This is a genomic window from Neobacillus sp. SM06 (genome assembly GCF_050496765.1).
In the GTDB taxonomy this organism is placed as follows: domain Bacteria; phylum Bacillota; class Bacilli; order Bacillales; family Cytobacillaceae; genus JAEVLT01.
In genome coordinates, this window is sequence record NZ_JBNWEO010000013.1 from 221,316 (window position 1) to 241,961 (window position 20,646).

At 40.4% G+C, this 20,646-nt stretch carries 22 protein-coding genes and 2 pseudogenes; 5 read left to right on the plus strand and 19 right to left on the minus strand.

The window, feature by feature from the left end:
- Nucleotides 1-70: 70 nt before the first annotated feature.
- From ACQYAD_RS06165 to ACQYAD_RS06180, 4 genes are all read right to left on the minus strand, one after another.
- Nucleotides 71-1,495: a stalk domain-containing protein gene (locus tag ACQYAD_RS06165; protein WP_430236394.1), complete on the minus strand. Its 1,425-nt coding sequence runs from the start codon at nucleotides 1,493-1,495 to the stop codon at nucleotides 71-73.
- Between the two features lie 148 nt (nucleotides 1,496-1,643).
- Nucleotides 1,644-1,919, minus strand: a complete 276-nt coding sequence (locus ACQYAD_RS06170) for a YlbG family protein (protein ID WP_430236396.1) — start codon at nucleotides 1,917-1,919, stop codon at nucleotides 1,644-1,646.
- Between the two features lie 83 nt (nucleotides 1,920-2,002).
- Entirely contained in the window at nucleotides 2,003-2,449 is a 447-nt protein-coding gene (locus ACQYAD_RS06175) for a YlbF family regulator (RefSeq protein ID WP_430236397.1), read from the minus strand.
- 55 nt (nucleotides 2,450-2,504) lie between these two features.
- Nucleotides 2,505-2,945 carry a hypothetical protein gene (locus ACQYAD_RS06180; RefSeq protein ID WP_430236399.1) on the minus strand — a complete coding sequence of 147 codons (441 nt, stop codon included), beginning with the start codon at nucleotides 2,943-2,945 and terminating at the stop codon, nucleotides 2,505-2,507.
- Nucleotides 2,946-3,290: 345 nt separating this feature from the next.
- Between ACQYAD_RS06180 and ACQYAD_RS06185 the strand changes: the two genes are divergently transcribed.
- Nucleotides 3,291-4,742 carry a transposase gene (locus ACQYAD_RS06185; protein ID WP_430235218.1) on the plus strand — a complete coding sequence of 484 codons (1,452 nt, stop codon included), beginning with the start codon at nucleotides 3,291-3,293 and terminating at the stop codon, nucleotides 4,740-4,742.
- Between the two features lie 237 nt (nucleotides 4,743-4,979).
- On the opposite strand, the gene ACQYAD_RS06190 is transcribed toward ACQYAD_RS06185, so the two are convergent.
- Together ACQYAD_RS06190 and ACQYAD_RS06195 are read right to left on the minus strand one after the other, a co-directional pair.
- On the minus strand, nucleotides 4,980-5,219 hold the full coding sequence (locus ACQYAD_RS06190) for a YlbE-like family protein (protein ID WP_430236400.1): 240 nt from the start codon (nucleotides 5,217-5,219) through the stop codon (nucleotides 4,980-4,982).
- An 18-nt stretch (nucleotides 5,220-5,237) separates the two neighbouring features.
- Nucleotides 5,238-5,636, minus strand: a complete 399-nt coding sequence (locus ACQYAD_RS06195; RefSeq protein WP_430236401.1) for a YlbD family protein — start codon at nucleotides 5,634-5,636, stop codon at nucleotides 5,238-5,240.
- Nucleotides 5,637-5,794: 158 nt separating this feature from the next.
- Here ACQYAD_RS06195 and ACQYAD_RS06200 point away from each other — a divergent pair, with 158 nt between their 5' ends.
- Entirely contained in the window at nucleotides 5,795-6,154 is a 360-nt protein-coding gene (locus ACQYAD_RS06200) for a hypothetical protein (RefSeq protein ID WP_430236403.1), read from the plus strand.
- Between the two features lie 54 nt (nucleotides 6,155-6,208).
- On the opposite strand, the gene ACQYAD_RS06205 is transcribed toward ACQYAD_RS06200, so the two are convergent.
- Both ACQYAD_RS06205 and ACQYAD_RS06210 read right to left on the minus strand, forming a co-directional pair.
- A complete protein-coding gene (locus ACQYAD_RS06205) occupies nucleotides 6,209-7,285 on the minus strand; it encodes a CAP domain-containing protein (RefSeq protein ID WP_430236404.1) in 1,077 nt (358 codons plus the stop codon).
- Between the two features lie 151 nt (nucleotides 7,286-7,436).
- Nucleotides 7,437-7,871, minus strand: a complete 435-nt coding sequence (locus tag ACQYAD_RS06210) for a CBS domain-containing protein (RefSeq protein ID WP_430236406.1) — start codon at nucleotides 7,869-7,871, stop codon at nucleotides 7,437-7,439.
- A gap of 218 nt (nucleotides 7,872-8,089) precedes the next feature.
- Here ACQYAD_RS06210 and ACQYAD_RS06215 point away from each other — a divergent pair.
- Nucleotides 8,090-8,323: pseudogene (locus ACQYAD_RS06215) on the plus strand (YugN family protein); the annotation flags it as partial.
- A gap of 176 nt (nucleotides 8,324-8,499) precedes the next feature.
- On the opposite strand, the gene ACQYAD_RS06220 reads toward ACQYAD_RS06215, so the two are convergent.
- Nucleotides 8,500-9,526 (minus strand): IS630 family transposase gene (locus ACQYAD_RS06220; protein WP_430235185.1). Its coding sequence is split into 2 segments (ribosomal slippage): nucleotides 8,500-9,055 and nucleotides 9,054-9,526, totalling 1,029 coding nucleotides; the frame shifts between segments, so codons are not numbered across the junction.
- 103 nt (nucleotides 9,527-9,629) lie between these two features.
- Here ACQYAD_RS06220 and ACQYAD_RS06225 point away from each other — a divergent pair.
- A pseudogene (locus ACQYAD_RS06225) lies at nucleotides 9,630-9,758 on the plus strand (YugN family protein); the annotation flags it as partial.
- Between the two features lie 47 nt (nucleotides 9,759-9,805).
- Here the strand turns inward: ACQYAD_RS06225 and ACQYAD_RS06230 are convergent.
- The 9 genes from ACQYAD_RS06230 to ACQYAD_RS06270 all read right to left on the minus strand — a co-directional run bounded on the left by ACQYAD_RS06230 (nucleotide 9,806) and on the right by ACQYAD_RS06270 (nucleotide 18,506).
- The gene (locus ACQYAD_RS06230) at nucleotides 9,806-10,273 is read right to left on the minus strand and encodes a DUF420 domain-containing protein (protein WP_430236407.1); all 468 of its coding nucleotides are present in this window, start codon (nucleotides 10,271-10,273) and stop codon (nucleotides 9,806-9,808) included.
- 94 nt (nucleotides 10,274-10,367) lie between these two features.
- Nucleotides 10,368-11,279: a cytochrome c oxidase assembly factor CtaG gene (ctaG, locus tag ACQYAD_RS06235; protein ID WP_430236408.1), complete on the minus strand. Its 912-nt coding sequence runs from the start codon at nucleotides 11,277-11,279 to the stop codon at nucleotides 10,368-10,370.
- Between the two features lie 82 nt (nucleotides 11,280-11,361).
- Nucleotides 11,362-11,703, minus strand: a complete 342-nt coding sequence (ctaF, locus tag ACQYAD_RS06240) for a cytochrome c oxidase subunit IVB (RefSeq protein WP_430236410.1) — start codon at nucleotides 11,701-11,703, stop codon at nucleotides 11,362-11,364.
- A gap of 2 nt (nucleotides 11,704-11,705) precedes the next feature.
- Complete coding sequence (locus ACQYAD_RS06245) at nucleotides 11,706-12,335, minus strand: cytochrome (ubi)quinol oxidase subunit III (RefSeq protein ID WP_430237218.1); 630 nt, start codon at nucleotides 12,333-12,335, stop codon at nucleotides 11,706-11,708.
- Nucleotides 12,335-14,206, minus strand: a complete 1,872-nt coding sequence (ctaD, locus tag ACQYAD_RS06250) for a cytochrome c oxidase subunit I (RefSeq protein ID WP_430236411.1) — start codon at nucleotides 14,204-14,206, stop codon at nucleotides 12,335-12,337. Before ctaD ends, ACQYAD_RS06245 begins: the two co-directional genes overlap by 1 nt.
- A 30-nt stretch (nucleotides 14,207-14,236) precedes the next feature.
- Nucleotides 14,237-15,295 carry a cytochrome c oxidase subunit II gene (gene coxB / locus ACQYAD_RS06255; RefSeq protein WP_430236412.1) on the minus strand — a complete coding sequence of 353 codons (1,059 nt, stop codon included), beginning with the start codon at nucleotides 15,293-15,295 and terminating at the stop codon, nucleotides 14,237-14,239.
- Between the two features lie 180 nt (nucleotides 15,296-15,475).
- Entirely contained in the window at nucleotides 15,476-16,417 is a 942-nt protein-coding gene (cyoE, locus tag ACQYAD_RS06260; RefSeq protein WP_430236414.1) for a heme o synthase, read from the minus strand.
- Between the two features lie 469 nt (nucleotides 16,418-16,886).
- On the minus strand, nucleotides 16,887-18,089 hold the full coding sequence (locus ACQYAD_RS06265) for an FtsW/RodA/SpoVE family cell cycle protein (RefSeq protein WP_430236416.1): 1,203 nt from the start codon (nucleotides 18,087-18,089) through the stop codon (nucleotides 16,887-16,889).
- 135 nt (nucleotides 18,090-18,224) lie between these two features.
- Nucleotides 18,225-18,506, minus strand: coding sequence for a YlaN family protein (locus ACQYAD_RS06270; protein WP_430237221.1), 282 nt, complete (start codon nucleotides 18,504-18,506; stop codon nucleotides 18,225-18,227).
- A 208-nt stretch (nucleotides 18,507-18,714) separates the two neighbouring features.
- Between ACQYAD_RS06270 and ACQYAD_RS06275 the strand changes: the two genes are divergently transcribed.
- Nucleotides 18,715-19,212: a peptidyl-prolyl cis-trans isomerase gene (locus ACQYAD_RS06275; RefSeq protein ID WP_430236418.1), complete on the plus strand. Its 498-nt coding sequence runs from the start codon at nucleotides 18,715-18,717 to the stop codon at nucleotides 19,210-19,212.
- A gap of 77 nt (nucleotides 19,213-19,289) precedes the next feature.
- On the opposite strand, the gene ACQYAD_RS06280 is transcribed toward ACQYAD_RS06275, so the two are convergent.
- On the minus strand, nucleotides 19,290-20,618 hold the full coding sequence (locus ACQYAD_RS06280; protein WP_430236419.1) for a PhoH family protein: 1,329 nt from the start codon (nucleotides 20,616-20,618) through the stop codon (nucleotides 19,290-19,292).
- Between the last annotated feature and the right edge of the window lie 28 nt (nucleotides 20,619-20,646).

The following is a 20,646-nucleotide window of genomic DNA, read 5'->3' on the forward strand; positions in this document are numbered from 1 at the left end:
CCCTTTGCCTTCTATCCGGTAAAAGGATATAGAAGGGCCCTGCAGAATTCTGCAGGGTTTTTTCTTTTTTTTAATTTTTGCTTGTTATTGTAATAGTCTTGCCGGATTTGTTCACTGCTGTTTTAAATATGCTTTGAAAGCCTGCTTGGCTAATGTAGAGCGTTCCATCGTTTACAAGGAATGGATTGCTTAACAAACCGTATTTCTCCCCATTCAGCTGAAAGCGATTTTCATTAAGATAAAAGGAATAATCTTTCCCGGTTTTTTTTAGTGTAATGGTGTTTGCCGGCGGATTTGACTGAACTTGAAAGGCTAACAGCTCCATTATTTTAACAAAAGGAAAGTATAACTCTTTGTCTATTATCAGCGCGTGAATCCCCTTCGCTCTTTTTCCGTCGACATAAAGCGTTCGTTTGTCAAAAAATATAAGCGCCGCCAAAATTGCGGTTTCTTTTGAATTGCTTCTAAAAAAAAACGTCTCCATCTGTTTCTGCCGGCCTAAAATTGCATCAAGATCGGCTGCGCTCATTTGACTGCGACGAGAAACTTCTGCACTTAATTCATTTAGCTGTTCTTGATTTAGTTTGGACTTTAATTCTGTTAAAATAAACTTTCCCTTTTCCGTTTCAGCAGGCTCCTGCAATTGCAATGAAAGAAATACATCAACAAGCCAATCGCATGCCTGACCATTTTGTCTAAAACGATGGTTCAATTCATTTTTCAATGCAATTTTTCGGATCGCTTCCAAAGAAAGGTTTTGATCGGTTAGTACCAATCCATCAAGAAATTGTGAAACGGCACGATTGGTTTTGACAATGGACACCGGTACATCATTTTTTACATTGGATTTCGACAGAATCGAGGACAGCTTCTCGCTCCGATTTTCAGAAAAAAGCTGCAATTGACGGTCTTTTCCTACAAGAAACAATGGTTCTTTTTGCCAATAAAGCGAAGTAGCGCTGCCCTCTCCTTCAAAAACAGTATAATCAATATACATCAGCTCTTTATGCCCGATTTGCGGAAAAGCTGTTACCCAGGTGCCTTTTCGGTAAACTGAGTCAACAATTTCGATTTTTGTGGAAGCAATGCTCACGTTCGCAAGTGCTGCTGTCCAATCGGATAACAAAAGATTGTCTTGATTAAGGGGATGAGGAAGCACATATTGAATCCGCAATTCACCATTTTTCGGTTGTAATGATGTGGTATCTGCCTTAGTAGACTTGCACGGTTTCCCTTGTTTATCGACACAAGTCCATTTTTGAATGGTAGCTGGAACCATCACTTTATAGGAAGAAGTATCCGGCAAATCGCGGAATATTTGTGTGATCTTTAGTGAATCCGCCTCGGTTTTCACGATAATTTCCTGATTTGATTCAATCGCCGCTTGTTTCGCAACCGGCTTCTGTCCAGCATATAAATACCATTGCCACACTAAAACACTTGCAATGATAAGAGCCAATGCTGAAACAAACCACATTGAAAAATGCCTCGCCATACTGTATCTCCTCATTAATCCCTGTTTTACCAGTATTTCAATACACGCTTTTTAAGATAGAATGAATGGTTTCGTTAACGCTCTGCTCTGCATTGTAAGCAATCTTGCCTTATGCCATATAAAAGGTGAGGGTTTCGTCTCCCTCACCTTAAATTCCCATTTTATAATCGTATTCTTTCGCTTTATCGGGTGCAGCATTTTCAAATTCTACTTTCAAAAACGGCTTATAGGATGGTTCTACTTTTTTCACAAAAGAGTAAGAACTGAGTTTTTCAATCGTTGTCCCGATATCTTCTTGATCGCAATAGAGAACCGCGTATTTTAATTTTTTGGAGACGTAATGTACATTGCCAAAACGCCTGAGCATTTTAGCCTGCTTTAGAGAATACAGCCAAACAACCAGTCCCTGTCTTTCCTTGAACATATTTTTTCCCCTTCAAACCGAATCATTTTACCCTAGTCTACCATATCAAAATGACGTTTTTCAATTTAAAATAAGGAAGACTTTTAGGCGGAACAGCCACATGCCCCGCCGCTCCCACAGCCGCTGCTGCAACTTGACGATGTATCAAAAAAGGGATTTCCGGTCGGTACTTTGATATGTTTCGATACTGCACCGCCGACCAGGACGCTTACTTGATCAAGCAAGGATTGCAGATCGTTTTCTGCCATCTTAAAAGCAGCTACATAGGGATCCAAATCCATTTCCCGTTTGGCCTCCCGAATTTGACTCATAACCCGCTTATAATCGGGGTGATACTTCCCGAAACGCTGGACTTCATCATATTGATCTTTTAGACGGACAAAATGACGAATTTTCCGCTGCGCTTCGTCACTTGATTGAAGTTTATATAAACAAATGTGGTATTGTTCGGCCAAATCAGACTGCAAAATTTTTTTTGCCAAGTCTTCCGCATACTCTAGCAGTTCCACTCTTTCCGTTGTAGCAAGCAAACCGCTCACCTCCATCCATTATTTTAACATGAATAAAGAGGGAATGCGAAATTTTCTAGATTGTTGGGATTGTAACCGTAAATTCTTTGCTTATGCCATATGGCTCATTCTTCAAGTTTACCACTTCTAGCTTTACATGATGACTGCCGGCCGTTAAACCTTTAATAATAAAAGCTGCTCCGTCTGCCTCCTGTTTTTGGCGGCCGTCTACCCATACAAGCATCTTGCCAATTTTCTGTGTCGCCCGGTCACTCTCACGAAAACTTATACCGGTCACAATACATTCGACAAACACATTTTGCCCTTTTATCACGTATTGAACGGACAAGGAAGGAGAAACAGCTGCTAGTGGTTTTTCTGCCTGAACCGTTCTTGTCTGGATGAAATCTGCTGCCAATGGAAAAATTTTCGCTTTTATCTCAGGATTTAGACTATCTTTCTGGCATCCCGCCGCAAACAATAGCAGTATCGCAATGATTGGAATTTTCCGTTTCAAACAAATCACTCCTTCTATGCCTGTATTGTTTGCCAGAATACTTGATTTTACTCAGAGCCACAGGACAAAAATCCTGAACCCTTGATAGTATTGACTTTATTTGATTATTAATTGAAAAAGTGTTTCCACGGTCACTGCGTGGAACGAATGCCTTTCGAGTTGTCAAATCTCACTTTAGACGAAATAGGACCAAATTCGGTCGTTTTATAATTTTTTTACCCTAATTTTTTACAGGGGTTTAATGGAAGATAGAAACTTTGCCTATTTAGACAAAAAGAAAAGCCATAATGAATCTCCTTTGGTAAAATAGAAGTACCAACACAACCATTACGAAAGGAATTCATTATGACTGATTCTATTATACCAAAATCATATTCAAATGTAATCTACCTTCAACCCTCATTTTCATTTGCGCAAGACAACTTCTCCTCTTTGCGCCACCTTCCTTATGTAAAATTGGCGCTTGATTTCCCTTGGGAAGAGGTTTTCGCTCCCATTGAACAAGAGTACATTAATGCAAGGTTTCAGCGAAATTGGGACAAGAGGAATCAAAGGAATTCTGATGAATCTCAAGTCGAATTATTTCCACATTTGCCAAGGGACGTGAGTGCGAAGCCAAAAAAATCGTCTAGAGGACGAGAGGGAATTGACTTTTATGTACTGTTAAAATCGTTTCTCTTAGCCCCACTTCTTTATGTGGAAGTCATGGTCACAAGTGTTCATTTCCAAGTGGTGGGGAACTCTGATTTTCGAATGGTTTGCGGTTTTACCAGCACTCCGTGCCTTAGGACCTTTGAACGTTTTGATCAGATTATGATCGAAAACGGATTATGGGAAAAGGCTCGTCAGCTTATGGTGAATTTCAACATCCAACAAGGAATTATAGAGAAAGAAGAACAATTGGCCGTCGATACTACACATGTCGAAGCCGAAGCCACTTTAAATGCAGTTCGCAAATGTGGCCATTCTGAACCATGCGATTGTCCGAAAATCCCTACGGATGACAATGTTGGACTTATGAGAAAAAGCAATACTGTTTCTTACATAGCCCATAAAGTAGCGCTTGTATGCGGTGTTAAATCGGAACTCCCATTATCTAGATGTGTTTTTAAAGGTGGAGAAAGTGATGCCATAACTCTCGAACCGACTTTGGAAAAGGTAAAGCAAGATCTTCCTGAAAAATTTCTGGAAAACGTGCAATACGTAAGCGCAGATGGAATCTATCAAAGTAAAGATAATCAACAATATGCAAAAAACATTCTTCAGACCAAACTATTGGCTCCGATTAATCCACGAAAAATCAAGGATCAAGAACTGGATGCCCGTGGAATGGCAAAACTCGATAAGTATGGTGTTCCACATTGTATTAGTGGACATAAGTTAAAATTGAAAGGGCTGGATGAAACAAAAAAGCAATACGTTTGGACATGTCCCGTATTTGATCCAAAGTATAAACAAGAAGGGCTCACTTGTTCGGAAGCCTGCCATATTCAATGTTGTAGCGGAGCCCAAACAGGCAGAACAATTCGGATTCAACAATCGCAAACGCCGCAAATAGATCCGGAATTTCCGCAACATCTTCAATCATTTAAAACAAAATTTTCGGAAAGAACGGCCATCGAGCGAGTTAACGCACAAGCCAAAGAAGGACTTAGCTTACGTAGAGTCCACAAACGGGGACGTGTAGCAGTAGAGGCCCATGTAGATCGATGCATCATAACCTCACACGTCTTGGCTTATATGTCCGTTCAAGAAACTGGACAGCTCTATCGAGGGTGGACAAAACTATCCGCATAGAAATTTTTAATAACGTAACTACCAGTTATTGTAAGTGCGAAAACTGATGACGGGATAAGTATGCCCTTTTTTAGGTTCCATTTACAAAAAAGATAAATAAGAAGTCGAGAAACTAAGAAAAATCATCTAAGGCCTTCTCCTCCATCCCAAAAATTTCAAGTTGCTTTATCCCAATTTTAATTTAGTCCTGTTGCTCTCAAGAAAAAAAGGCTCAATCCTGTTGATTTTGAGCCTTTGTTAATTTTGATTTTGCATGGATTGAAACATATGGAACATCATGGATGCCATTTGGACGCCATTGGAGAACTTTTCAACCTGGTGGGGAATGGTTCTTTGATAATAATGCAATGAAGCAATTTCTAATGATTGCAAATCATATGGATTTCTTGTTAATTTTCGATACCACAGTGGCTGTTCCCGGATAAATTGCTTTAGATCCTTTCGCTGTTCAAGATATTCAGCAACATCTTTCCTCACATTTTCTCATCCTTCCCGTTAATCTTTTCGAAAAGAAAAAGGATTTGCGGGTCCGTCATTTCCTCTTGGCGCATTTTGCTGATTGCTGTTTTGAAATTGTGCAAGCAGTCCTTGAACCGCGCCGATTGCCTGGCTAAGATTATTCATATGATGCTGGACTTGGTTCGGATCCATTTTTTTCAACATTCCCATAATATTGGCCATCCAATCATTTTTCTGATCCGAGACACCAGCCTCGGCTTTTTTTTCCGTGCCAATCAAATTCCAACGCTCGTCATCTTCGCCTAGTAAATACCAATCTTCATACAATTCCTGCCATGTTGCATTTCCATTCCGCACTTCCTGGATTACCTTTGGATTATTTTTTACAAATTCCTTGAACTTTAGCACGGAAGGATGCAATTTTTTGCTTGTCATCTCTTCTCACCTCTGCCAATTCCCTCGCCTATATTACGATATGCCTTTTTGTTCATTTGGTGAAGTGCAATCCTGGTGAAAAAATGCCTTTTTAGTGATAAGATGTTACCAGATTCACTGTGCAGCCCAAATGAAAGATTGAAGAAGGGACAGGTTCCATGGTTACCGCAGTTATTATCCCAATTCTATGCATCTACTTTTTTTGGATCACCCGGAAAGAAATGAAAGTGCAGGAGCAAAAATGGCTCAAAGCAGGCGATGTCATAGAGGAGGCCGTTTTTGCTGGCGAAATAAAAGAGATTACAAATGAGAAACAACGGTTCTATTACAACCGATATCTTTTCGTTCAAGAGCTCAAATTACAAACAGATACAGGAAGAATGACGGTAAAGAAAATAACGCCATTAAGAAAACCGTTTATCCCAGAGCATTTTGAAATTGGTGAAAAAGTGCGGGTATACGGAGGATTTGTTGGAGACGAATTTTATGTAAACCGGGTTGAGAAAATGGTGCTGTGAAAATCCCCCAAAAAGCAAGGCCATTTCCTCACTTTTTGGGGGTTTCATCCGAAGTTACTGTTCCCATTTCTGAATAAAATTCTGCGTATAATATTTTTGGTAGACTCCAACGCCAAGGTAGCTAAACTCTTTGTTCAGAAGCGCATCGCGGTGACCCTTGCTATTTAGCCAACCCTCAACAACTGCAGGAGCATCGCTGTAATTTGCAGCGATATTTTCACCGGCAGACTGAAAGACAACTTTGGCGGTATTAAGCCGGTCGGAGAGACTTCCAAATTTCTTTGAAGTGTGGGAAAAATCATTATTAACGACCATATCCTTGCTGTGTTCATATGCGACATTCGCTGTTTTTTGATCCCATTTAAGCGGCTTTAAATTATGTCTGACCCGCAAAATATTTGTCAAGTCAAAAATTTCTTGTTCTTCTCCCTTTTCCACACTTCTCCACAAGCTGTCAGTTGGTGTTGGCATCTCGATTAACTGTCCGCGGTATACAAGCCCGTATGGACGTTGTTTGATAATCGTTTCGGCATCCAGAAAGCGGACACTGGAAAGACTCCCTGTAAACTTATCAATATACAGTTGCACATATATGTCCCCCAATTGAATCAAGGGTCGCAAGTTTAAATCGGTATCATTCAATTCAAAACGATACGTATTTCCATCCAGCTTAATATCGACATTGGCATCAATATAATGGGTGTTAAAAATTTCCTCTACTGACTGTCCAATTTCAAACGGAGCAACATCTAAATTTTGACCAATAGCATAAACTGTCACAACACGGCCATCTTGTACCCCTATCTGAACATAACTGTTGTAGCTTTGATTATAAATATACCAATCATAACCGTAGATCGATGGGTCTATCCGCTTGGGCTGACCCAGCTCTTTTTCAAGTGTTTGTACATCTTTCCCTATTAACAGCGACAGACCTTCCTTTGCTTTTACAGAGACCGGAGCTTTAGTCTGGGGAGTGTCATTGTTCACTTCTTGTTTTTTTATTTTCGGAGTTGAATGGTCCTTTATTAAAACTTCCTTTCCGCCCTTCCCATTTAAACCCGAATAAAAACCAATCGTAAGGAAAATGGCTAAAAGGATCAGAATTTTTGTAAGTATTCGCAGAGGCATTTCCCCCCTTCAAATCCCTTTCTATCATCATATGTCCTCTAAAATTAATTATATCACCTATATCATTCAATTTAATAGTTTTAAACCATTTTTGAGAAGAACGGAAAAACAGGCGCTGTTTGTCTGCACCTGTTTTTAACAGAATATACGATTAGTGTTGAAGTTCATCAAAAGTCGCTTCAGATATTTCCGATAAAGCCGCTTTTGCCTGGTCATCCGTCAATTCCCGAACCGCAAAATCACCAAGTGAGACAATTCCAACTAATTGGTCCCCTTCTACTACCGGCAGACGTCTGATTTGGTGATCTGCCATCAATCTGACAGCTTCCTGTGTCGAAGCATCAGGAGTAATCGATATCAGCTGCTTGCTCATCACGGTTTCAACTTTTGATGAAGCCGGCCGTTTTTCGGCAATGCCGCGAATAACAATATCTCTGTCCGTAATCATTCCGACCAGTTTGCCTTGGTCGACGATTGGTATGGCTCCTACGTTTAATTCTTTCATTTTAACAGCAACCTCATAAACATTGTCCAACAAAGAGCAACATTCTACATCATCTGTCATTATTTCGCGAATAGTTCCCATTTTCCATTCTCCTTTTTTCAATCCTTTTGGCCATCCAATCAAAACCTCAGGGCAACGGAATCACTATACATTTATCGTTTCCAACCTTGGAAAATTTATTCAAAAACATGACGACAGAATTAATTGCAAGTTACTGAAAATTCAACTATTATTAAATTAGGGAAATGGTAACGCCTTCATGTCAAAAATGCGTGATTGCTTTAGGGAGGGAAATGGGATTGAAATTTGAAGCAACGGGGATTGAATTCGTAAAAGCAGACTTAAACCGCCTTGATGAAACCATGCTGGAGTTCGGACTTGTTCGCGAAGGCCAATGGGATTATGAACGGGTTACATATGACCGCAAATTCGAGCTAAAAGAAGGTGTATACTACCTGCGTGTACAAGGGTTTGCTATTGAAGGAGATGTAGGAGCAGATCAAGCGACCATTCAGTTAATGGTGCCGATTCTATATATATGGAACTAAACAATTTGGTTCTGTAACGATTTCCTAGATTAATGACAATATTCTACAAAATTTAAGCACAATATACCTGCAATCATCGGAGTTTGTCGAATATCGTTTTAGGCTATTTATTGCTCAATCCGATCCTGGCAATCTGGCTAAAGGTGTAATTGAGTCAATAGTTAAAGCTTAAGACATAGACGATTAACGATTTTCATAGGGTCTTTATTGATTTGTGTAATGAATGTCTGGACAGCCACTCTAATTTCTTCTACCGTTTTATAAAAAACATTATAAATAATTGATTTTTTTAACCATCCCCACAGTCCTTCAATTAGGTTTAACTCTGGGCTGTATGGTGGGAGAAAAACAAGTTGCAGATGATCTTTATGGGCTTCGAGAAAAGGTTGAATCAGTTTCGAGTGGTGGATTCTAGCATTATCCAGTATCATTACAATCTTCTCACCCTTGTATCTGACTACAACTTTTTCAAGAAAAGATAGGAAAACTTGAGCATCATAGTGTTCTTCTTCTGTGACAAACACTTCGCCTGTTTCGTAATCGAGGGTACCAATTAATTTAACCCCGTGATGTTTTCCATAAGTAGGTATCACTTTTTGTTGCCCTTTAGGAAACCATGTATTGGCTAAAGCTTGGTAGTCCCTGATCATGGATTCATCTTGAAACAGAATTCGATCAATTTCGTCATTCATCATTTTTTTTAATCGTTTCAAATTCTTGTTTGAACGCTTCCTGTTTCTCGGGGTCAGCCTTTGCTAGGGTATACGTTGGTTTTGTGTAACTAAATCCCAAACGAGTCAACAATCTCCTTACACCCCGGTCCGTATAAACAATGTCAAATGTTTGCTTAATCCAATCGCGAACAAGAAATGAAGTCCAATTCATTTCTGCGGGAAATCCAACAGCAGCTGGCTTTTTTTCAACAATTAACTGATAGAGTTCCTTTTCTTGTTCCTCTGTTAGTTGACAAGGGCGTCCGGGAGATTGTCCGGGAACTAATCCCTCCAAACCGTTAGTTTTATAGGCTCGAACATAGTTATATATAGTTTGCTCCGTACATTCTAAAAGGTCAGCGATTTCTACATAAGTCCGTCCTTTTAAATGCATGAGGATAGCCTGATAACGTTTAAACATCCGTAGATCCCTTAAACCATGCATACAAGCTTTAACTTCCTGAATTGAATCCATGTTTTCATTTTGAAGGATTTTCATTATGTGTCCGCCTTCCTAAAGGTTTTATTTACCTATAAGAATTGGACAAATTTTCTTAAAATCCTTTAATTCCATTTATATAGGTAAGTATTATTATCCGCACGGAGTGGAATATGGCGAAGATGAATACTTCCCAGCCACACTTATTGAACAATGCCAAAAAATACTTGGGGATATAAAAACGGAAATTGAAAAATTCTCCTTATGAAAGCCCGCATGGATTCCATGCGGGCTTTTTCTTCGGATCACCTTTGGCTAGAAACCAAGAATCGCCTTGATCATCGAAGTTGTTTGGCCGCCTTTATAAAAAACGTACAGCAGCAAGTAAACCGCTACTCCGGTAATAGCACTAAAAAACCAAATGATGCTGGTAATCGGGCCAAGCTTCCGATGCTTTGACAGAATATTTTTATATCCGGTTAAAAGTGTAACAATCCCAAAAACCGCACCAACAGTTGCCAATGTAATGTGAAAAATCAAAAACAAGGTGTAATAAGGCTTCACATTTTCAGGACCGCCAAAAGATGTATTGCCGATAAAGATCGTTCTTGAAGCATAAATAATAAAAAAGATAAGCGCGAATACTGCCGCTGCCAGCATCGTCTTTTTATGCGCTTCAATGTTGCGTTTTTTGATTTGCCACCAGCCGAGCGCAACCGTAGCTGCACTTAAAACGATGAAAGACGTACTTATCGTCGGCAGGATCGGTAAAGAAAAGGCCATGGACCCACCTCAATTTCTGCAAATTTTACTAAAATAATTTTAGATGAATTCTTCATTCATTTCAATGAGTAAGTCCTGCGAAAAAGATGGATGATCATTTAAGAAGCGATGGCTGCAATGACTGCTGCAATTCTTTTTCTGATTCTCTTTGGTCTTTTTTATACCATTCAAAAAAGACGCGGCCAAGAAACACTCCGTAAATAAGTTCCTGAATCACCTTCATGAGCACGCCCCCTAGCTGTTGGTCATGTAGCGGCGAAATGGAACTGAAAACACTTGGGCCGCTAAGATGAAGCTTGGCAATATGCCCAGAGCCCATACTTACATTCATAGCTTGCCCCCATGCTAGCGGATCTGCATACGTCGCATACATTGGTGTATTTGCAAAAATAATCAACGCACATGCAGGAGTTAGCAAAACGCCTGCAGCAAAAATATACCCCACTTTCTTCAACCCGGATAATGTCTGGTATTCTGGCAATTCATTCACAAGCGGCCACCACATAAAAAAGGCAAACAAAAACAGCAAGTTCGTATAGGCTGCATGCAACAGCATATTTTGCATTACCCGGTCAAAAATAAACGGAACATGGTAAAATGAAAAAAATCCATTAAATAGGACTAGCGAAAGTAATGGTTTCGTAAAGAGTCGAACTAATGAATGAATAACCCTTAGGCTGAGTACCTTTCTCCATATCCACTGCGGTATACCCCAAATAAAGAATGGCGGAATCAGCAACAATAAAACAGCCATTTGAATCATGTGGACGTAAAACAGCAAATGCGCCAGTATATCAAGCGGCGAACCTTTTACCGTGTAAAAAAGAACCATTCCAGTCACAAAAAATACTGCTTGTTTTGATGTTAACGGCTCTGCGTTTTGAAAACGGCTCCAAATCTTTACCGTGATAAAAAAGTAAACTGCCGAAATAAATAGCAATAGGACAAAAAAATAAGGGCTCCAAAGGGCTTGAAACCCAAAAAAAGTTAATGAGAGCACAGGCATCACCTCATCGATCCTTATTCCAGTTCAAACACATGGTAAAAATGAAAAGAAAATCGGCATTCAAGCCGACTTTCATCCACCGTCACCACCACACAATGGTAATGAAGGTTAAAATCGTTACAAACCCGACTAAAGCACCGGAGTAGAGAAACAGGGATGGAGCTTCATGACCTTTCTTATTCATGTGCATAAAGTAATAAAGCTGAAAAATGACCTGAACGACAGCCAATAGCAGAATAAATGGCACGGTGAAGGTTGCTGTCATCCCTTTAAGGCCGACTGCTGCAAAAGCGACAAACGTTAGGAAAAGCATCATGGAAAAAGAAGTGATCTGGTACCTCATTTCCTCCGCGTTTTTTTTTCGCCGGTATTCAATATCAACTCTCTGATTTGCTGAATGAAGTGGTTGGTGCTGGTCACTCATCTCTATCCCACCATTCCCATTAAATAAACTACTGTAAAGATAAATACCCAAACCACATCGATAAAATGCCAATACAGACTTGCCACATAAAATTTAGGGGCATTGTACAGATTTAATCCTCGTTTCGCATTTCGAAACATCAAGGTAAGGATCCATAACAGCCCGAACGTAACATGTGCCCCATGAAACCCGACAAGCGTATAAAAGGCTGATCCAAATGCACTGCTTGTAAACGTGTGATGAAACTCATGGACATATTTATTAAACTCATAGATTTCAAGTCCAAGAAATCCAGCTCCTAAAACAATGGTGACTCCGAACCAGAGCAGCATTTTTTTGAACGCAAAGTTTTTCATGTGATAGATTGCATATACGCTCGTTAACGAACTGGTTAACAATAACATGGTAGCTGTGAACGTAAGCGGCAGTTCAAATAAGTCTTTCGCTAAAGCCTGGCTTGTATTCGGAACCTTATCTTTCAGGGCCAGATACGTGGCAAAGAGCGAAGCGAAAAGAACAGTCTCTCCCCCTAAAAATAACCAAAAGCCCAAAAATTTATTTTTCGCTTCAAGGGTTGATTTTTCAGGCGATGTTGGCCATGTTTCATATGTGAAATTCTCTTCTGCTTGCATCATGCCCTAACCCCCTTATCATTTTCTTTCAGCAAATCTTCTTTGTGAATATGAAAACCATAATCATCCTTAACGGAGCGGATAACCATCGAGCTGAGCGAAATAAGCAGGCCGAGCACCATTACAGGAAGCGCCCATGGTTTGTGATCACCATGATACATCGCACCAAATGCGGCAACAAACAACCCGAAAGAAATCACAAAGGGCAGGAAGGATGAATTTGGCATATGGATATCTCCGATTGGTTCAGCGGGGGTCATTCCATTTTTCCCATCCATTTTTTCCAACCAATATGCGTCTAAACCGCGAACAAGCGGAAGTTGTTTGAAATTGTAAAAAGGCGGCGGCGATGGAATGGACCACTCGAGGGTTCTTCCGTCACCCCACGGATCACTGCCCACCTTTTCATTTTTTACCGTCGTCATCATCACATTGATCAGTAAAACAATTACACCAACTGCCATGCAAAACGCACCAATTGTACTCACCAAGTTGGCCGTAGAAAAGCCTTGGCCAGGCAAATATGTGAACACCCTTCTCGGCATCCCCCAAAGCCCAAGGAAGTGCTGAATAAAGAACGTCAAATGAAATCCGATTACAAAAAACCAAAAGGTAATTTTGCCAAGCGTTTCATTTAGCATCGTCCCAAACATTTTTGGCCAATATAAATGGGTACCTGCCAAAATTGCCAGAACAACGCCCCCAATAATAACGTAATGGAAATGGGCGACAACAAAATACGTATCGTGGTATTGATAATCAGCAGCAGCTGCCGCAAGCATGACCCCGGTGACACCGCCGGCAACAAAGGATGGAATAAAGGCAACTGCATAATGCATGGGTGTTGTAAATTTTACGCTTCCGCCCCACATCGTTAATAGCCAGTTGAAGATCTTAATCCCTGTCGGTACGCCTATAGCCATTGTTGCAACGGCGAAAATCGCATTGGCAACAGGTCCCAGCCCAGTAGTAAACATATGATGCGCCCAAACCATGAACCCCAAGAAACCAATTAACACAGTCGCAAATACCATCGACGAGTATCCAAATAAGCGCTTTCTTGAAAAGATTGAAAAAATTTCCGAGAAAATACCGAAAGATGGCAATACGAGAATATATACTTCAGGGTGGCCAAATATCCAGAATAGATGCTCCCAAATAACTGTATTCCCCCCCATCGAAACATTGAAGAAATTTGCTCCGAACAAGCGGTCAAACATCATCAGTACAAGCCCAATGGTCAGTGGCGGAAAAGCAAATAAAATAAGTCCTGATGTTACAAAAGTAGTCCAGGTAAAAAGCGGCATTCTCATATATGTCATCCCTGGGGCACGCATATTAATAATCGTTACAAGGAAGTTTATACCGCCAATTAATGTTCCAATCCCCGAAATCTGAATGCCGAGTATATAAAAGTCTACGCCATGGCCTTTTGAAGCAATCGTTAACGAAGCATAGGACGTCCAGCCGGCATCAGGCGCACCCCCTAAAAACCAAGAAAGATTTAAAAACAGCCCGCCAAAGAAAAACAGCCAAAATCCCAATGCATTTAAAAATGGAAAAGCAACATCGCGGGCGCCAATTTGCAGCGGCATAACCGCATTCATAAAGCCGAACAAAAGCGGCATCGCTGCGAGGAAGATCATCGTGGTGCCATGCATCGTCATAATTTCGTTATAAAGACCCGCACTAACAAAATCATTATTTGGAACAGCAAGCTGAATGCGGATAAAGAGTGCCTCGATGCCGCCAATCAGGAAGAACATTCCTCCAGCGAGAAAGTATAAAATGGCAATTTTTTTATGGTCAACCGTTGTAAGAAAATCCCATACCGTGCTGCCAAATCTCTTTTTTTGAGCATAGCTATTCACAAATTCAACCTCCCTTTTACAAAATCCCCTTTATTGTTGAACTTTTAACCCCATTAAGTATTCTGCCAGTGCATTTAGCTGTTCTTCCGACATCTGTGGATATTTTCCCGACATTTTATTTCCGGGCTTATACGATTCAGGATTTCGAATCCAATTTTTCACTTCTGTTTTTGTATGTGGCAAAATTCCTGCTACACGTGAACGATCGCCAAAATTTGTTAAGTTTGGCGCAACCCGGGCCGTATCAGGCATATTATTGGCAGGTGTAACAGCGTGGCAGCCAATACAGCTTTTATTGAAAATTTCCTGCCCTTGTTTAGCCAAATCGGTTGTGGCTGGCTGTGCTTTTTTTACATTTTTCATCGCTGTAACCCAATCGTCAAATTGGCTTTTTGGCATCGCTTTCACTTTGAAGTCCATTAAAGCATGGGATGGACCGCAAAGTTCGGCACATTTTCCATAGAACAGATTGCCGGCTTCATTCGATTTTTTATTATCGAATTCGAGCCAGAATTTGTTAATATTGTCTGTATTTGTGTCCATTTTCCCCCCCACTGCCGGAATCCAGAAGGAGTGTTTAACATCCATTGATTTTAAATTAAAGTAAACCTTTTCATTTGTGGGCACGACAAGTTCCTGGCTCGTAACAATACCAAGGCCAGGGTATTCAAAATCCCACCAGTAAAGATGCGATCGGACATTGACAACGAGCGCCTTCGAATTCTTGTTTTCCCCGGCAGAAACATCTGCAAGTTTAAAAGTTGCCGCAATAGTCGGCACTGCGAGAATAACAAGCAGGAGGATCGGAATAACAGTCCAGATCATTTCCAATTTATGATTCCCTTCCACTTGCTTCGGAATTTCATTCCCCTTACGTCGAAAGCGGACTAGAACCAAAATAAAAATTACTGCGACAACAAGAATCACCACAACCATAATCCATGTACTCAATTTCATTATGCCGTATTGCATATCGGCAACTTCCCCGGCAGGCTGCAATGTTGACAAATACGGTTTTCCACATCCGGAAAGTGCAAGCATTAAAACCGCCATCAACGTGATGAACCGCCATTTTACCAGCCTTTTCATCAACCTAACCCCTCTTTCGCTTAAAAATTCTTTTTCTTTCAGATCAAAGAAAATAACGGAAGATCCCTTTATAAAAAGGCTCTGTAAACTATTACTGTTGATTTTTAACAAAAATGAGACAATCAACAACATCGTTTAACAGAGCCTAGAAAAAAAAGAAGAACGATTCTTCAAGCAAAACTAAATTAAGGTGACGATTACCATTGCAACGAATAAAATGGTTAAATATTGCAGCGAATAAACAAACATCCGTTTTGCCCATTTCACATCATCTTTGATCTTATATCCATAAATCCCCAACACCAGCCAACCAACATTTAAAGCGGTGGCCAGAATGAGAAACGGAATACCTAAAGAAGTAAGGAGTACGGGAATGGGTAGCAGCGCAGCCACCCAAATCAAAATGTGTTTCTTCGTTGTCTTAAATCCCTTTACAACCGGAAGCATTGGAATTCCTGCAGCCCGGTACTCTTCCACCCTTCTCATCGCAAGCGCATAGAAATGTGGTGGTTGCCATATAAACATGACTAAAAACAATGACCAAGCAATTTTATCAAGATTTCCATCCACAGCGGCCCAGCCAATCAGCGGTGGCACTGCTCCTGAAAGACTGCCGATAATCGTATTGGACACAAATTGTCTTTTCGACCACATTGTATACAGAACGATATAGCTAAAAACCCCAAAAAGGCCAATAATCGTTGCCGTTAGAGTGGTAAATGATAAAAACAGCGTACCGAAGCCGATAAGAGAAAGCCCGAGAGCAAGCACTTTCATCGGAGGGATTTTTCCAGTTACCGTAGGTCTGCTTTTTGTTCGATCCATAAATGGATCAATATCCCGGTCAATAAAATTATTGATACTGCAAGAACCAGCGATGATAAAGGCCGATCCAACAATTGTAAAAAACACAATATCCAGATTATTCAGGAAACTTTGTCCGGTAAAATGAAGGGCAAGCCACAAGCCGGTAAACGTCGTAATTAAGTTCGAATTAACGATCCCTATTTTTATTAACGCTAAAAAGTCTTTTAATGCGGATGTTTTTTCAATTTCATCTGTATGTAATTGTGAAGCACTTCGATTGATTGCTGCTTCGCTATAACCTTTCGGATTTGTCATCTTGTTATCCTCCTACTCTCATTCTAACCCATAAGTGGCAAGCTCATAATTCCATGAAACGTCTTTTATTTGAAATACTTGGGGTGGCTGGTCATTTGATGGTGAACGATTGTTTTCTTATTTAGCAGCATACAGTGACGGGTTTTAGGAGTTGGAATAGAAAAAAATACTTTCTCTGTATATTTAATCACACTTTTAAACTTTTTTGTGAATTTTTTTTGAATAAATTTTGAAGAAAATTAAGATTTTACTTTATTCACTATCAAAATAGTAAAAATACAGCAAAGCATTTTTTTGATTCTGTGCACGAAACCTATTTGACATGTGCTGCGATGTTCGTTTGCAATCATTATACTGTCAAGTAACCGCTATGACAAATATTTGAACTTCCAAAGCCCCTTCCCCTGTATGTTTAAATTCCTGCTTATGAAACGAAACGCACAAGAGTTTTAACTCGTGTGCATTTCGTTTATGTCCGCATTTGAAAAACGGAACCGGATTGGTTTGCGGATTTTTCTATTTGCTCTTTTTTCGGTTTATATTTTTCCTCATAATTGACAAACATGGAGACATTGGTGAGGATTCCTGTCGCAATTGCCAGCTGGATTAAGGAAGATCCGCCATAGCTGACAAACGGAAGTGGTACACCTGTTAATGGGATTAATCCAGAAACCCCTCCCAGATTAATAAATGTCTGGATTCCAATCATACTGGAGATTCCGATCGCCAGCAAACTACCAAAAGGGTCCGTGCATTTTAAAGCAATCCGAATCCCCCGCAGTACAATATAAGCAAGAAGAATGATGACAAAACCGACTCCCCAGACGCCCAGTTCCTCTGCAATAACAGCCATTATAAAGTCCGTATGGGCCTCAGGCAAGTAACCGAGCTTTTGGACACCCCGCCCCAAACCAAGGCCGTTTACTCCTCCAGAGCCAATCGCAATGTAAGAGTTCGCCAAATGGAAGCCGGAGGTTTTTTCCGTAGCAAACGGATCGTTCATTACTGCAAAACGATCCACACGCTTTGCCGAGAAAATTTCTCCTTTTAAAAGGAGCATGAATGGCAAGACGAGAATCAAGCCCATAAGGATCAGCTTAGTGAAATTTTTAAAGTTCATCCCTGACGACAAAAGAATCGTGCCAGCAATTAAAACGATAATCATCGCTGTTCCAAAATCCGGCTGGATGGCAATTAAAGCACTAACTAACACTAAATAAGCTAACGGAGGAAGCACTCCTTTGTTAAACTCATTTACATAGGCTTGCTTTTTAGCGTACACAGCAGCTAAATAAATAATCACGCAAAGCTTGACAAATTCTGAAGGTTGTAGACTGAGTGCTCCAATCTTGAACCAGCTTTGCGCCCCGCCTGCCAAATGGCCAAATACAAAAAGAGCGAAGAGTCCCACTAATGACAGCAATACCATCGGCGCTAAAATTCGATTGCTTTTCATCGCTTTATAAGGAAATAATGCAGTGAGAACAAAGATCACAGCCGCACCGATCAAAAAGATTTTCTGCCTTTGATAAAAGTAGTCGCTTGCAACCCCGTATCTTTGGACGGCTGACGCCATGCTGGCACTGTAAACCATTACGAGACCAAAAGCCGATAAAAGGAAGATGGCAATGATTAATGAATAGTCATATGACTTTAAAATCTTTTTGAACATGAAAACTCGCCCTCAATTTTCGTTTTGATTCTATTATAATGGATAAATAACATTAATACGTGAGGAAAAACTACTTTTTTCAAAAATTCATATGTACAGAAAAAAAACCCAAACAGTTGTGTTTGAGTTTGTTTGTTATTTTTTTATCGATGCCTCATGAAGTGCGGATAGTTCTCTCTCTAATTTATCTAAAATGGCTTTTCCAATTTCTCCGTCAATTAAACCGAGGCGAACCGCAAAGTCAATCTCTCTCGATAAACCAAACATTTGTGTATCCAATACCTCTTCATAAAGAGGGCATTGAGGCATCGTAAGATTATCCATTTGCACTTTAATCAGCTTTAAAATTTTCTCAGCGTCAGCCTGCAGCAAGGCGTAAGCTTTTTCTTGATGATTCACGATCATTTCAGACGCCAACATTGATCCCCCCGTTTCCGAGCGATTACCCAACTTATCTTTAAATTTTACCGTTATCTAGCATAAATTGCAAGAGTCTATCCATTGAAACATATTGGAATTGAAACACAAATATTAAATTTCGTTTTTCATGGCTTTAAAAACCGGAAATGACAGATCGGCGAAAAAAAGCTATACTTGTTTTGATAAGAGCTGGGGGGATTCAACAATGGATAAAATTCTACTGATTACAGGAAATGTGAAATACACGATCACGCTTGATCCAGGGGTTTGGATTTTTGATGATCGGAAAATCGACTTACTGACGTACTTTGAAACACAGCAGGATGCCACAGATGAATTGGAAGCGTATACGAAGTCGATCTCAAAACATTGGGATCGTGAAATCATTGAGGGTGCCATCTATCCGCCAACATTGAAATCGGAAAAGAAATATGAAAAAGAAAAACTATTAACCGGATCTTTTGCGATGCCGTTCAAGCCCTTTCTTGAAAATGCTGAACCAAACGAAGATGCCAAGTCACTTGTGATTGAGTGCTTGGACAAACAGGTCGAAATGCCATTCAAAACAGCTCATGAGCTGATTCTTGGATTTTCGGATAACGGCAAACCGCTTGGTGCAGATGGTCCTGTTCACATTTATTACGGCGATGGCTCAAACCGGCATCAGCCAATTAAAAATGTAAAAGCCTTTATCATAAAGTAATTGCAAACGAGTGCCGGCATGGCACTCGTTCGTTCGTTTCTTTCTTCAATTTGAAACTTGGAGCGAGGCTGGTTTTTTTATAGCAGTTCGGCAGCCAATCTTGCAAGCCCGGAGCGCTCCCCTTTCAGCAATTTAACATGGCCGGAGATCGCCTGGTCTTTAAACTTTTCCACTACATAAGTCAGTCCGTTGTTATAAGCATCTAAATAAGGATGGTCAATTTGTTCCGGATCACCCATTAACACAATTTTGCTCCCTTCCCCCACCCTTGTTAAAATCGTTTTCACTTCATGCTTGGTTAAATTTTGGGCTTCATCTACTATAATAAACTGGTCTGGCAAACTTCTGCCGCGAATGTATGTCAATGCTTCCACCTCGATGGAGCCCATTCCCGCCAAAATCGCATCCAGTTCGCCAGGTTTTTTCGTATTAAATAGAAATTCCAGGTTGTCATAAATTGGCTGCATCCATGGTCTCAGCTTTTCTTGCTTCTCCCCTGGCAGGAAACCCAGATCTTTGCCAACTGGTACAATTGGCCGGGCAACAAGCAGTTTTTTATATTCTTGCAAATCCTCTGTTTGCAGTAAGCCCGATGCAAGTGCCAAAAGCGTTTTTCCCGTTCCTGCCTTGCCAATCATTGTGACGAGCGGGATATCTTTACGCAAAAGTAGTTCGATCGCCATCGTTTGCTGAACATTGCGAGGATGAATCCCCCATACATGCTCTTGATTCAAGGCAAGCTTTTTCACCTTCATGCTTGTTTTCTCTACGATCCCTACAGCAGAAGATGAACTTCCGAGCGCATCTTTTATGAGTAAAAACTGGTTTGGATAAAAAGGATGGTTGGCAATTTCCGCCAACAGTAGCTCTCCCTTTTCATAAAAGCGGCCCAATAATTCAATCGGTACATAGACCTCGAGAAAGCCGGTATAAATATGGTCTACCTCGACAACGCGATCGCTTAAAAAATCCTCCGCATTGATCCCAAGCGCATCGGCTTTTACGCGTACAAGAGCATCTTTGCTAACAAGGATTACCTTTTTCCCATTTTCCTTTGTTTGTTCTTCTAAGTATAAATTTTTCGCAACTGCAAGAATCCGATTATCATTTGTTTTTTCAACAAAAATATCTTGAAGCTCGTGAAAAGAACGGTGGTTTAGCTCAATCCTCAATGTCCCCCCATTTTCAAGGGGGATTTTTTCATGCAATTTTCCGGATGCCCGCAAATTGTCAATCATCCGTGAAACATGCCTTGCATTTCTTCCGATTTCATCCATATACCTTTTTTTCGAGTCTACCTCTTCAAGTACAACTGCAGGAATAATCACCTCATTATCCTCAAAAGAGAAAATGGAATACGGGTCTTGTAACAAGACGTTTGTATCTAATACGTAAATTTTACTCAATCTGACGCCTCCCGCTTCTCTTGATTTA